The 13,495-nt window shown below is 43.6% G+C and carries 9 protein-coding genes; 7 read left to right on the top strand and 2 right to left on the bottom strand.

Annotation, left to right across the window (positions count from 1 at the left end; translation table 11 throughout):
- The first annotated feature begins 9 nt into the window (after positions 1–9).
- Together K5R16_RS17525 and K5R16_RS17520 are read left to right on the top strand one after the other, a co-directional pair.
- Positions 10–540 (top strand): hypothetical protein, encoded by a 531-nt coding sequence (locus K5R16_RS17525; RefSeq protein WP_220739053.1) that lies wholly within the window; start codon positions 10–12, stop codon positions 538–540.
- Positions 537–1,478 (top strand): DUF4097 family beta strand repeat-containing protein, encoded by a 942-nt coding sequence (locus tag K5R16_RS17520; protein WP_220739051.1) that lies wholly within the window; start codon positions 537–539, stop codon positions 1,476–1,478. Before K5R16_RS17525 ends, K5R16_RS17520 begins: the two co-directional genes overlap by 4 nt.
- A gap of 127 nt (positions 1,479–1,605) precedes the next feature.
- Here K5R16_RS17520 and K5R16_RS17515 read toward each other — a convergent pair whose 3' ends face one another.
- Entirely contained in the window at positions 1,606–2,520 is a 915-nt protein-coding gene (locus tag K5R16_RS17515; RefSeq protein ID WP_220739049.1) for a LysR family transcriptional regulator, read from the bottom strand.
- Between the two features lie 464 nt (positions 2,521–2,984).
- Between K5R16_RS17515 and K5R16_RS17510 the strand changes: the two genes are divergently transcribed.
- On the top strand, positions 2,985–7,961 hold the full coding sequence (locus tag K5R16_RS17510) for a S8 family serine peptidase (RefSeq protein ID WP_220739048.1): 4,977 nt from the start codon (positions 2,985–2,987) through the stop codon (positions 7,959–7,961).
- 127 nt (positions 7,962–8,088) lie between these two features.
- Here K5R16_RS17510 and rsuA read toward each other — a convergent pair whose 3' ends face one another.
- Entirely contained in the window at positions 8,089–8,781 is a 693-nt protein-coding gene (gene rsuA / locus K5R16_RS17505) for a 16S rRNA pseudouridine(516) synthase RsuA (protein WP_220739046.1), read from the bottom strand.
- 348 nt (positions 8,782–9,129) lie between these two features.
- On the opposite strand from rsuA, the gene K5R16_RS17500 reads away from it, so the two are divergent.
- The 4 genes from K5R16_RS17500 (at position 9,130) to K5R16_RS17485 (ending at position 13,286) form a co-directional block, all read left to right on the top strand.
- Positions 9,130–11,214 (top strand): M13 family metallopeptidase, encoded by a 2,085-nt coding sequence (locus tag K5R16_RS17500; RefSeq protein ID WP_220739044.1) that lies wholly within the window; start codon positions 9,130–9,132, stop codon positions 11,212–11,214.
- A gap of 240 nt (positions 11,215–11,454) precedes the next feature.
- Complete coding sequence (locus K5R16_RS17495; protein ID WP_220739043.1) at positions 11,455–12,237, top strand: RelA/SpoT domain-containing protein; 783 nt, start codon at positions 11,455–11,457, stop codon at positions 12,235–12,237.
- Between the two features lie 108 nt (positions 12,238–12,345).
- Complete coding sequence (locus K5R16_RS17490) at positions 12,346–12,747, top strand: SMI1/KNR4 family protein (RefSeq protein ID WP_220739041.1); 402 nt, start codon at positions 12,346–12,348, stop codon at positions 12,745–12,747.
- A 38-nt stretch (positions 12,748–12,785) separates the two neighbouring features.
- Positions 12,786–13,286, top strand: coding sequence for a DUF4447 family protein (locus K5R16_RS17485; RefSeq protein WP_220739039.1), 501 nt, complete (start codon positions 12,786–12,788; stop codon positions 13,284–13,286).
- Positions 13,287–13,495 lie beyond the last annotated feature (209 nt).

Here is a 13,495-nt window from a genome sequence, read left to right as displayed (position 1 = left end):
GGTATAGAAATGAGCCATTCACAAGACAAATTGCAGCAGTTGATCGCACAAACGCCCAACACATTAACGCCTGAGCGAGAACTGTGGACTGATATCGAAAAGCAACTGGATAAACCGGAATACAACCAGCCGAATCATTGGCGCAGAGTGGCAGTTGCAAGCGTGGTACTCCTCTGTGCAGTTATTGGCACAACACTATGGAATAACAGCGCTATCACGCCCACTTATACCGCGCAAACAGTGACTGTACCACTGTTAACAACACTTGCGGATATAAAGCTAGAACATGAGAAACAAGTTGCTTTATTAGAACAAAGTCAGAAGGTTAACTGGCAATCAAGTGAATTTGGCTTACCACTCAATAAGGGCATTGAACAACTCAGAAAAGCCGCTGAAAAAATTTACCAAACACTAAAGAAAACCCCCAACGATAAAGAGCTATGGCAACTGTGGCTTTGGACCCAACAACGAGAAATTGAGTTATTACAGCAAGGTCAAAAATTACCTGCTGCAGACAAAAATCAGGGAGCACTAATATGAATAGAACACCACTTATCGGTTTAGCATTAACCTCGCTTATCTTCAGTCAAACGCTACTAGCAGCAGAAGCCGTTGATCAAACAAAACAGATCCAAGGTAAGGCTAAGGTCAGTGTCAATATACAGCGAGGAGATGTGGTCTTTAAGTCTTGGGATAAAGATGAAATCTCAATTAAAGGCGAACTCGACGAGCTCAGTGAAGGATTAACCTTCACGGTGAAAGGAAGTCATGTGCAGATTGAAGACAAAATGCCAAGGCATTACAACGGTAATAACAAAGATGGCTCACAATTAACCATCATGCTTCCTCAACAGATAAAGTTACAAGCAGAAGGTGTTTCGGCTAATTATCGTATCGATGCATTTGACGGCAAAATGGATATTAGCTCGGTCAGTGGCGATATAAAAGCCAGCCAGCTAAAGGATAAAATCATGCTGCATACCGTATCAGGAGATATCACTAGCCGTGAACTTAGCGGCAAAGTAATGCTAGAAACTGTCTCAGGTGAGATAAAAGACACCGACAGTTCAGGCAAAGTCGCTTATCGTTTGGTGAGTGGAGAGCTGACTGCAAACAGTCGTGCCGACCAAGTATCTGTCGAGTTAGTCTCTGGCGATGCGACAGTTGCATTAGGTGATGTAGACAGCCTTAGCATAAAAACCGTTAGCGGCGATATTGAGCTTTCAGTTGGCAAACTGACTGACAAAGCAAAACTAGGCAGTGTCAGTGGTGATATTGACGTTCATTTTAATAGTGAAGTGAATGTGTCGTTCGATATCAATGGTGGCCCTGGAGGTACGATCAAAAACAAGCTAAGCAATGATCAGGTATCAAAAGAAAAGTACTCTCCACAAACATACCTTAAATTTCAAACTGGTGATGGCAGCGCTAGCCTCAGCGCTGCAACAATTAGTGGCAACATAGAACTATCTAACTAGGTTTCACTTTCAAAAACAGAGGCAGGAAAATTAACATTTAACTGCCTCTTTATTAAGTAGAACAGTATAAAAACAGTTCCCTCTACAGCTTTAGTAAAAGCCGAGAGTCACACTATAAATGACCCTTTTAATGGCAGGGATTGGCAACCAATGACTTAAAAAACTCAAGAAACAATTTATTGGTACCATCAGGCACTCGTGACTTATGGAATACCACACCATAATCGACTTTGATGTCAGGCATATCCAATACGTCTAAAAGTACCATCTCACCAGTGGCCAACTCATTGGCAATGACTATTTCAGGAATTAAACCAATCATATCGCTTTCTGCTATCGTTTTACTCACAGAGTGAAAATATTCAAATCTAAACAAACCTGAGAAGGCACTGCGATCAATATCAAACAGGTCACCAAATAAACTTTCGATATCTGAAGTCGTCGCTCTCGGCAATGAGATAGGAAAATCTTTTAACCTTGGAGTATAAAGGTGTTTCTCTTTTAACAATGGGTGTCCCGGTCGACAAAAAAACACTCCGCGAGACTTTTTATAGCTAATGACTTGTAACTCTTCTCTTTCTGACAAACCAGATACTTTTATCTCTGAAACAAAAAGATCTATTTCACCTTTTGAGAGTAAAGAATATAGTTCATCAACATCGCGAGTTCTTAATTCAACACTAACATTGGGGTGCGCTTTAGAAAAACTAAGCAATATATCATTTAATATATTGCTCGATGCTAACGTGCCACCACCAATCGTCAACTTTCCACTTGATCGACCACTGTTAATTTTAATGTCAGCTTCGAGATTACACACTGTATTGAGGATCTTATCACTGTGTTTTAATACTAAATCACCATGGTAAGTGAGGGCTACCCTTCGTGAATCTCTGGTAAATAGTTTCACACCTAAACTCTTCTCCATCTTCTGGATGCTTCGAGTCAATGAAGGCTGAGAGATATCCAGTTTGCTGGCAGCGATGCTGTAACTTTTGGATTGTGCGAGTGCTACAAAATGCTTTATATGCCTTAATTCCATCTCGCCCTCCTTATTATGCAACTGAATTTATTATATAAAAGTTAATATGAAATAGAATATAGACTCTAACACGAGTAGCTTAAGCAGCTATTAAGTTTGCGTTGTCACTGGTTAAACAGCTTTATATTCTCGATTTACCGCCATAAAGTATTGCAAATTACTGAGTGATACAAGCTACTCGCAAATACTTTGTATCAATTTGAATCAAGTGTATCTATTGAATACCTAGTGATTTTATTAGCCAACTTATTCATTAAAGTACGCTCAAACCTATATATTCCAACGAGGTTAATTTTATACAACCGCAATAACGACTATTTATATTGCTGATTAAAAACCCACTTTTCTTTTAAACTTTTTTTAAAATACATATAGCCTATCGGATAATACACTTTGCCTATTCGCCACAGCGATAACAAAGAGTCAACAATCTAGCTGCAAATATGCAACTAGAAGGCAGGATAATGAAACTAAAAAAAATAAGTATGATGACAATAGCTGCGATATACGCAGCTAGCGCAGGCAGCGTTGCCGCTTCTGGCAATGATAATAACAATATGCGCAGCATTGAAATTACCGATGCTATTATCAAATATAATGAAGAGCTCCGAAGTGGTAACAGCAGAGCCGGCAATACCGTAAACCGTCCAGCAAGCAACAGCCAAAATATTCACCGAGCGATTGCTACAAATCAAAACAGTAAGGTACCGTTTAAACACCAAGCGGGACTGCAAGGTGAGCAAACCTACATTGTCGAGTTAAGCGATAAACCCGTTTCCCTCTACCGCGGTGGTGTTGAGCAATTTAAAGCAACATCACCCACCGTTAACGCAATCCCTAGCATGTTGAGCCCGCGCGGCCACAACAAGCTTGATACCAAGAGCAGTTCAGTTAAGCAATACAGCCAATACTTAACAAGCAAACAAGACCAAGCATTAAACCAAATCTCGGCCACTGTTGGTGCTAACCTTGATATTAAAAATCGTTATACATTGGCGTTTAACGGTATGGCGCTGCGTATGACTCAGGAGCAAGCTGCAAACGTTGCTAATCTTCCTGGTATTCGCAATGTTAGTCTTGAAAAAATGTATGAGTTACACACAGATAATGGCCCAGGACACATTGGCGCTGATGCTATCTGGACAGGAAGTGCTGCTGACGATAAATACAAAGGTGAAGGCATTGTTGTCGGGGTACTGGATACTGGTATCAACTCTGATCATGCCTCTTTTGCCGCCGTTGCAGGCGATGGCTATACCCACAAAATGCCTGACCGCTATAGCAGTTACTTAGGTGATTGTGAAAAAGTTGAATTTGCCAGCATGTGTAACGACAAGCTTATTGGTATTCGTTCGTATGAAAGCATTACCGAAAGTTATATGGACGCGGCTTTTCAGCCAGATCAACCCTCTTGGAATATCACCGACCCTAAACGTCCGCAAAATGGTGAAGACTATAACGGTCACGGTTCACACACAGCCTCTACAGCTGCAGGTAACGAACTATTTGATGTAGAGCATGTGGTTGCCATTACGGGTGAAACGGGTGATGGCTTAGGAACGGGGCTGATGTTCGACAAAGTGTCAGGCGTCGCACCACGCGCAAATATCATTATGTACCAAGTGTGTTTCCCTGGCGATGGCAGCTACGGTGATAACTATGGTGGCTGTCCAGGTTCTGCATTGTTAGCCGGCATTGAAGATGCTGTTGCCGATGGTGTTGACGTGATTAACTACTCAATTGGTAGCCCTTTTGGTACATTCCCTTGGGACGACCCGATGGAGATGGGTTTCCTTGCAGCACGTGAAGCAGGCATTTCGGTGTCAGCTTCTGCGGGTAACTCCTACGCACCGCAATACGCCAGCCAGGCACGCGGAGCTATCGATCACTTTTCACCTTGGATCACTTCTGTTGCAGCCACTACCCATGGCCGTGAAATTGCGGTAGAAGGTAAGACCCTAGCTGACTCAACGGGTGGGGAAAAGCCACTTGATGTGTTAGTTGGTGGTGGGCTTACCGGCGCTTATACTGGGCCCGTAGTGCAAGCAAGTGCTTATGGCAGCGAGTTTGAAAAGTGTAATGAGCCCTTCCCAGTTGATTTCTTCTCAGTAGATCCAGAAGGTAACCCTTTTGCTACTGCACCTATTGTGGTGTGTAAACGCGGTGATATTGCCCGAGTCACAAAAGCAACCAACGTTGAAGCTGGTGGTGCTGGTGGCTTTATCTTATGGAACTCAGGCTATTCAGAAACCACTGCTAATGACCCTTACTCAATTCCAGGGATTCATATTGATTACGCGTCTTACTATGGTAACTACCAAAATGGTTATTATGGTTTAGAGGATTGGCTTAAAAGTGGTGATAGCCACAGCATCACCATCACAGCCTCTGAAGTTGTCGCTAATGAACGAGATGCAGACTACGTCGCAGATTTCTCATCTCGCGGTCCAAACCTCGAAGCACCTGATGTAATGTCACCCAACCTAGCAGCGCCAGGTGTTGATGTATTTGCAGCCTGGGCCGATGAAATGCCATTTAGTACCCAAGGTATGCCAGCTGATTACGCAGCGATTAGCGGCACATCGATGGCAGCGCCCCATGTAGCAGGTGCTATGGCACTACTTACTCAAGCACATCCTGATTGGACCCCAGCGGAAATTCAATCTGCATTAATGACAACAGCTTCATTGAATAATGCCACTCGCTCTAGAGATGGCTCACCCTATGATCCTGTTCCTGCAGGTTACAGTGATGCGGGTAGCGGTGTGATTAATGTTGCACGCGCTAATAATGCAGGTTTATTGTTAAGTGAAACGGCTGAAAACTACCGCGCAGCCAATCCAAATAATGGCGGTAACATTCATACCTTGAACCTGCCTTACTTCTACCAAGATAACTGCGCTAGTACCTGTAGCTGGATGCGCACTGTAACAGCAACAGAAGATGGCACTTGGACGGTTGATGCAACGGCAAACACTATGGATGGTGCACCGATGCTAGAGCTAGAGGCTTCGCCAAAGACCTTTACGCTTAAAGCGGGCGAGTCTCAAGCCATCAGCCTAAAAGCAAAAGTACTTGAAGTGGAAGCGATTGGCGCCGACTCTTCAGGACTACAACTTACCGGCTCAGTAAAGCTAACATCAAACAATAGCAGCACTCCAATGCAGCACCTGCCTGTAGGTGTTCGCTATAGTGGTGATGGTTTACCCGCTGAAGTGTCTGGCATAATCCATCGCGAGCAGGGCCATACATTAACGCCAATGCTCAATACTGATGAAATCCAATCACTTAACTCCAAGGTCTTTGGCCTTACAAAAGGTGAAACAATTACCTACGAACTGCCACGTGCAGAAGCACGTCTTTACTCCGACGGCTTAACAGTAGAAGAGATAGAAGCCGATGGTGGTGCAAAGGTACATTTCTTTGATGTTCCGGCAGGTACACAGCGCATTGTTTGGGAAGTGCTTTCAGCTCCTAAACATGCCTTTACCTCTATCGACCTTGGTATGGACATCAATGAAGATGGTGATATTCAATGGCTAGATGAAGCTATCTGTTACTCATTTACAGATAACGGTGACTTCTGTGCCATTAATAATCCAACGCCTGGTCGTTACTGGGCAATAGCCGCAAACTGGAAATACGACTATGAAGATCCTAAAAACCTAGCTGATGAGTTTGTATTGAGTCTCGGTATTGTAGGAGAGTCAGACGATGCCAACATCACTGTTGAAGGACCTGCAACCACTGATGGCATGACGCCATACCAATTGCAGCTTAACTACAACCTACCAGATGCAACTGAAGGTGATACTTACTATGGTGTTGTGGCGTTAGGTAGTGATGAGTACAACGCGACTAACTTAGGTGACTTCGCCGTTAAGTTACAACATATGGGCACTGACACTGAAATAACCGCATCGCAATCTGCAGCCAAGGTCGGTGATATTGTTGATTATGTTGTCGATTTAGCTCCTAACCTCGTCGGTGCTGAGCGAGAGTTTACTTTAAATGCAACCATCGCTGAAGGAATGCAGTTAATTGAAGACTCTATCGTTGTAGGCGGCGTAGGAGACTACGAAGCTGGATTAACCGTTAGCGGTAATGCGATTAGCATCAGTGCAGCCCAAGCATCTTCAAGTGATATGAAACGTCATTATGTTTATACCACTAACCTAGAAGACGCGACTTGTAAGGTGCCTTATGGCGACGATGAAACCTTCTATGACTTGCCGCTGCAAGGGTATCAAGACTTAGGTATCTCTGGTCTTTCTAATCAAATGCTTTACATTCCAATGGAAGAAAATGGCTTACCTCATATTCCTCTATACGCAAACCCTGAGCATTTTTCGCAAAATGTACTAGGGATCTCGCCATTTGGTTATATTCAATTAGACCAAAACCCTGAGTTCTGGAACTATAACCAACCCTTTACGGATATGTTCCAAACCTTCCCTGATACCGTAATCGCTCCACTATGGCGCGGTGATGTGAAGATGCCACAAGGGTCGATTGATTGGTCAACATTCCGTTATACCAACGTGGTGTATGGCGTGGTCACCAATGATCATTACATCTTCCAGTGGGATGGCGGTGAAGAATGGAATAGCTTCTTGGTCGGCAACACCAACCCAGATCCAGATGCTAAGTTCAACATTCAAACCATTATTTCAAACTCAATTAGCTTTGACCCTGAAACACCGGAGATGATTTTCGCTTATCAAACCTTAAAATCAACGAACGGCCACTTAGGTTCAATTGGCCTGCATGGATTCTGGGGCGAGCGTACTCCATTTGGTCCGCTATCTGGTTACTTAAATGATGGCTTTGCTTTCAACGATGTTGATGACAAAGTGAGTGAAGGTACTGTAGTTTGCGCCGATTACCGTGGTCCAGAACAAACAGCAGTGTCGCTTAAGTTCTCTGCACGAGTATCAGCAGCAGCGATTGGTGGCGACAATGTTGTTTCTGTAGACACTCAGTATGCTGACTCAGAGCTCGTTTCTGTCTCTCACACTTTATCGACGCCAAGCAACATCACAGTTGCAGCGATGTCAGATATGATGATGGAAGAGAACAGCACTATTGAAGGCCTAAGCGTGATGTACAACGACATAAAAGGCACAGTAAATGGTATGACAGTTACCGGTGACAACATCACCGCAGTGGTTACTGGCGAAACATTTGCTATTACCCCTGATGCCGATTGGCATGGTATGACTGAAGTAACAGTTACAGTGCACGATATGGCCTACCCTTCAGATCAAGGCAGTACTAGCTTTATGCTGACGGTTAACTCTGATGGCGTAGAACCTACACCCCCACCAGCAGAAGAGGCACCTGTTGAGGAGGAGTCTAATGATTCAAGCGGTGGTAGCTTAGGTTTCCTAGCATTAGCATTATTAGGACTATTAGCAGGTTCACGTAAGAAATTACATTAACCCGCTGTAGTCACGAGGTTAGGTCATTTCGATTTGCTTAACCTTATTAAAAGGCCCTCAATTGAGGGCCTTTTTATGAGCTAATTTCGACAGTAATAACGCTGTTAAAGTTGAATGTTTTATAGCGCTATTTTACTGATTGAATCTCAGTCTCTGTCAAAAAGCGCCATTCACCTAGCTCAAGCGTGTTATCGAGCTCTATCTCTCCAACGACTTCACGATGAAGTTTAGTCACCTTATTGCCGACAGCCGCCAGCATACGTTTAACTTGATGGTATTTACCTTCGGTAATGGTCAAACGCGCTTGATGCGTACCCAACAGTTCAAGTATGGCAGGCTTAGTTAGGCCATCTTCATTATTGAGCTGTAACCCAGTAGCGAACTGCTCAATTAAATCTTCAGTTAACGGCTCAGCAGTCTCTAACAAGTAACGCTTGCCACACTCTTTCTTTGGTGAAGTAATCTTGTGTGACCACTTTCCGTCAGTGGTGATCAATACTAACCCAGTGGTGTCAGCATCTAAGCGACCAGCAATATGCAGATCTTCAGGACGAATCACATCAAGCAGGCCAATAACTGATGGATACTCTTCATCAATGGTTGAACAGATAGTATCTACAGGCTTATTAAGCATAATAAAGCGTGGGCCGATGACTTTTAGTATCACACCTTCTAAACGAATTTCGTGCTCGTCAGTCACTTTAAAACCTGAAGTTTTAACCACCTCACCATTACAAGTGACATCCCCACGATGCAGTGCTTTCTTAGCAGAAACACGAGAATGGGAAGTTGACTCACAAATAAATTTATCTAAACGCACAGTAATACTCAGCTATATGACCATAATGGCCGACATTATGAGGGCTACTGGTGTAAAGGGCAAAGTTTTGCCAATACTTAAGGCTACGTTTATCACTGCTGTAGAGGCATTCACAACTTAATACGCTAATAAACATCGACAAATTTAGACGGTAAATAGTTCAGGAAACCTTTTCTTACACATGTTGATTCAATTTAGTCGATAAGTTTACACCTAAACCATATTCACAAAGCCCGAAAAACCTTAACATGTGTTACCCAATGTAATTTGTGCTATTTCGATAAAAGCACAAGTGCATCGTTTGATTTATAAAACAAAAACAAATTGACGGTATATAAAGGAAGAAAAATGAAAAAAGTACTCGTTGGGGGCTTATGCGCTTCCCTTATCGTAGGCCTAAGCGCCTGCAACAGCGACACCACAGCCCCTAAAGCACCAGAAACAAGCAAAACAGAAGCCGCTGTTGCCGTGCAAAAAGCACTAACTTCAGGCATTGATTTTGCCAACTTCGATAAATCAGTTCGCCCACAGGATGACTTTTACTCTTATGTAAACGGCACTTGGGTTAAGAACACCACTATCCCGAGCGATCGCACTAGCACAGGTGCATTTTATGATCTTCGTGAAAAATCACGTGATGACGTAAAAGCAATTATCGAAGAAGTCGCTGCAACACCTAACCTTAAAGCCGGTAGCGATGAGCAGAAAGTGGCTGATCTTTACCGTTCATTCATGGATGTTGAAACACTCAATAAACTGGGCGTGACACCAATTCAGAGCGAACTTGATAAAGTCAGTGCCATTAAGAATAAAGATGAGCTAGTGACTTATTTTGCTCGTAGCCAAGTGATTGGCGGCGGCACTCCAATGGCATTTTACATCGGTGTCGATGCGAAAGACTCTAGCCGTTATGCAACACATATCTGGCAGTATGGCTTAAGCCTGCCAGAAAAAGATTACTACTTTAACCAAGACGAGCGCTTCGTTAATATCCGTAAAGCGTTCGTAGCACACATCGAAAAGATGTATACCCTTGCAGGTCTTGCTAACCCTAAAGCTAGCGCTGAAGCGGTACTGGCTCTTGAAACATCAATTGCTGAAAAGCATTGGGATGTAGTTGAAACTCGTGATAGCACTAAGACCTACAACTTATACCAAGTTAAAGATCTGCCAACACTTGCACCAGACATCAACTGGGATGGTTACCTAGCAACCCTTGGCGCAGACAAGCAAGCTGACATCATCATCAACCAGCCTAGCTTTATCCAAGGACTGAATGAAGTCATCAAGACGACAGACCTAAATACTTGGAAGACCTACATGCAGTGGCAGGTACTGACACATGCAGCAAGTAGCCTAAGTGAAGAGTTAGATACTGAAAACTTTGAGTTCTTCTCGAAAACACTTAACGGCCAAGAAGAGCAACAACCTCGCTGGAAGCGCGGTGTCGCTTCAGTCAACGGTTTGTTAGGCGAAGTCGTCGGTAAAGTCTATGTTAAGCGTCACTTTGCACCAGAAGCTAAGACACGCATGCAGACTTTGGTTGAGAACTTACGTGGCGCTTACGGCGATAGCATTGAGTCACTAGAGTGGATGAGTGCTGACACTAAAGTCGCTGCTAAAGATAAGTTAGCTAAGTTTGATCCTAAGATTGGTTACCCTGATCGCTGGGAAAACTACGATAAGCTAGCCATTAAAGCTGACGACCTGTTCGGCAACAACCTGCGCGCAAGCGAGCTGAGCCATGAGAAAGAGCTAGAAAAACTCGGTAGCCCTATTCGCAAGTGGGAATGGCATATGACTCCACAAACGGTTAATGCTTACTACAACCCAACCATGAATGAAATCGTATTCCCTGCAGCAATCTTGCAGCCTCCATTCTTTAATATGGAAGCTGATGACGCGGTTAACTACGGTGGCATCGGTGCGGTTATTGGTCATGAAATGGGCCATGGTTTTGACGATCAAGGCGCTAAGTTTGACGGTGAAGGCAACATGCGTGATTGGTGGACAGAACAAGACTTGAAAGAGTTTGCTACTCGCGGTAAAGCCCTTATCGATCAGTACAATGATTACGCCGTATTTGACGACCTACACGTTAATGGCGAACTAACACTTGGTGAGAACATTGGTGATCTTTCAGGAGTCACTATCGCTTACCGTGCTTACAAGAAATCACTTAATGGTCAAGAAGCACCTGTGATTGACGGCCTAACAGGCGATCAGCGTTTCTTCATTGGTTTCACCCAGATCTGGCGTGCAAAAATCAAAGAAGAGTCAATGCGTAACCGTGTAGCGACAGATCCACATTCACCTGCACAGTTCCGTTCACTTGGCGCACTTTCAAACATGCCAGAGTTTTACAGCACTTATGACGTGAAACCTGGTGATGCTATGTATATTGCTCCAGAAAAGCGCGTTAAAATTTGGTAATTACAGCAATATAAACCGCCGTAATTAGCGATAAAAAAGCCGTTGATGACAAGTTCATTCAACGGCTTTTTTTTGTTATGCCCCTCACACACCTAATTATGAATAAATGTTAATTTGCCATTCAGCATAGCTTCAGTATCCACAGGTTAGATTAATACCAAATCTGATTAGAATTACCTCTTCTATACCAAAGAGGCAATCAGATTTGATATAGGTCTACAGCCATTAAAAGGGATAGCTATGAATCGGATATTACGAACGTTTTTTATTTTTTTATTGCTTCTTTCGACTCGTTCAGCCTTCGCACAAACCGTGCCTCTCGAACACGATATCAATACCTCAAAAGGTAGCTATAACGCTAAACTGGCATTTTCCAATGACCTAGATGGCCTTACCGCTATCGAATCAATACAGTACCAACAACCAAGGCAAACTAGCGCAGACTTAAATGCACTGTACGCCAACTCTGCGAACGCACAGCAAGAGCTGGCCAATTTACTGAACCACATTACCGAGCAAACTCAAACCCAATCGATTCTGGCGGATATAAAAAGCCGCGAAAGAGCTGAAGCGAAAGTGAGAAATAAACTTGATGGTGATGCCAGCCAACTGACTGATCTGGTTAGAGCCAGTATTGTTAGTAACGATATTCAAAACCTAATGCAAGCATTTGCACTGGTTAAAACCGATAGCCAAATTATTCAAGTTAAGAACCGCTTTGCCGAGCCCAAAGAGTCCGGTTATCGCGATCTTAACCTGCTGGTTAGGTTGCCGCAGTCACAGATGATTGCCGAGATCCAATTACACTTGGCTGATATCGCTGAGATTAAAAGCGGTGATGAGCATGAGGTTTACCAGCAAGTGCAGCAGATCCAAGCTAATGCCGCAGATCAATTACGACAACTTGATGATTTAGAAGCGGCAAAAATAGTCCAGCTACGCCAGCAGTCACACAAGCTTTACCACAAAGCATGGCTTAGGTATAAGCGCCTAGATCAAGCCAATATCCTAGCCGCTGCCTAAAACCTCTTATGCGGGGCCAAAAATACGCTCCGCAACTGACATCTCTTTTTGTGACTTGCCTGATAAAAGTCTATACTCCCGCCCAATAGTCTTCACACGCGAAAAAATATGAACGATATCATTGAGCAACTACAAGAGATGAGCGAAACGGTTCCGGTACCGTTAGAACTCGCAACCTTTGAACAAATTGTTGAAGTAGAGGAAGAGATCCTAATCCCGCTACCTTTGGCTTTGAAAGAGTACTTGATGGAAGCCAGTGATGTTATCGTCGGCAGCTTAGAGCCTGTCACTGCCAGCGATCCGCATTCCCATACTTTTTTGCCAGAAGTCGCAGCCTACGCATGGTCCATTGGTTTACCGCGTGAATTTGTCCCTATCTGCCAACGTGGCGATGCTTTTTTCTTTATCAGCCAAGAGGGCGAAGTTAAATTGTGGCAAGACGATGAGATAGAAGAGGACAGCTGGGAAACATTCTGGGAATGGGCTGAAAATGTTTGGATGCGTAGCTAAGTTAGCTAAAGTGCTACAAATTAAATAAAGGAAATACCATGTCTAAAGTTCTTGGGCTAAACGCCATTGAAATGCAGTACCTACGTCACTCACTTGCGCTAACCACCGCCCAAGTTGCCGAGATAGGCAAAGTCACAGAAGCCGATGTCATTGCATGGGAAGCGGGTGAAAAGCCAGCGCATATGCCTGTACAAAAAAAGCTGATTGAAATTGATGAAGCGATCGAAATGCAGGTACTGAATACTTGCGACGGTATTGAAGAGCTATTTACTAAAGAGCCTAAGCGCACACTGAGCTTTGTGGTTTACCCAACGCAAGCCCTATATGCCCAATATAACCCTGAGTTTCTAGGGACTCTGCCACTTGCAGAGCTATACAACACCTCTGCTTGGCGTATTAAGAAAGAGTGTAAATTGATGCTTGAAGTGGAAGTGGTTCTCGTCCCGCTTAATTTTGAGTCTTACAAAGCATTCCGCGACAAAGATGGCCTAAAAGAGAGCCGTGAGAATCGTGCTAAATGGGCTGCAGCTCAGTTATAAAGTTAACACCTAGCTTTTATAGTTAGGGTTATACCAATCAGTATAAGAAGTTGATCTACTCAGAGCGTTTTTGGCAAGCTAATTCAAGGCAGGCTAATTCAAAGTGAGTAATGACATAATGGTTATTCCCTTATGAGTTTATTCAACGTAGAAGTAGCAAGCCCAAAACACTCCTACTGGCGAGTTTTAGCGGCTCTGATACTGCGTTA

This window comes from Shewanella sp. c952 (genome assembly GCF_019654975.1).
Lineage (GTDB): Bacteria > Pseudomonadota > Gammaproteobacteria > Enterobacterales > Shewanellaceae > Shewanella.
The sequence above is the reverse complement of the archived record's forward strand: the minus strand, read 5'-3'. Positions and strand labels throughout refer to the sequence as shown.

Coding starts and splice junctions, on each gene's coding strand:
- K5R16_RS17525 (WP_220739053.1), top strand. CDS start 10: ATGAGCCATTCACAAGACAAATTGCAGCAGTTGATCGCACAAACGCCC.
- K5R16_RS17520 (WP_220739051.1), top strand. CDS start 537: ATGAATAGAACACCACTTATCGGTTTAGCATTAACCTCGCTTATCTTC.
- K5R16_RS17515 (WP_220739049.1), bottom strand. CDS start 2,520: ATGGAATTAAGGCATATAAAGCATTTTGTAGCACTCGCACAATCCAAA.
- K5R16_RS17510 (WP_220739048.1), top strand. CDS start 2,985: ATGAAACTAAAAAAAATAAGTATGATGACAATAGCTGCGATATACGCA.
- K5R16_RS17500 (WP_220739044.1), top strand. CDS start 9,130: ATGAAAAAAGTACTCGTTGGGGGCTTATGCGCTTCCCTTATCGTAGGC.
- K5R16_RS17495 (WP_220739043.1), top strand. CDS start 11,455: ATGAATCGGATATTACGAACGTTTTTTATTTTTTTATTGCTTCTTTCG.
- K5R16_RS17490 (WP_220739041.1), top strand. CDS start 12,346: ATGAACGATATCATTGAGCAACTACAAGAGATGAGCGAAACGGTTCCG.
- K5R16_RS17485 (WP_220739039.1), top strand. CDS start 12,786: ATGTCTAAAGTTCTTGGGCTAAACGCCATTGAAATGCAGTACCTACGT.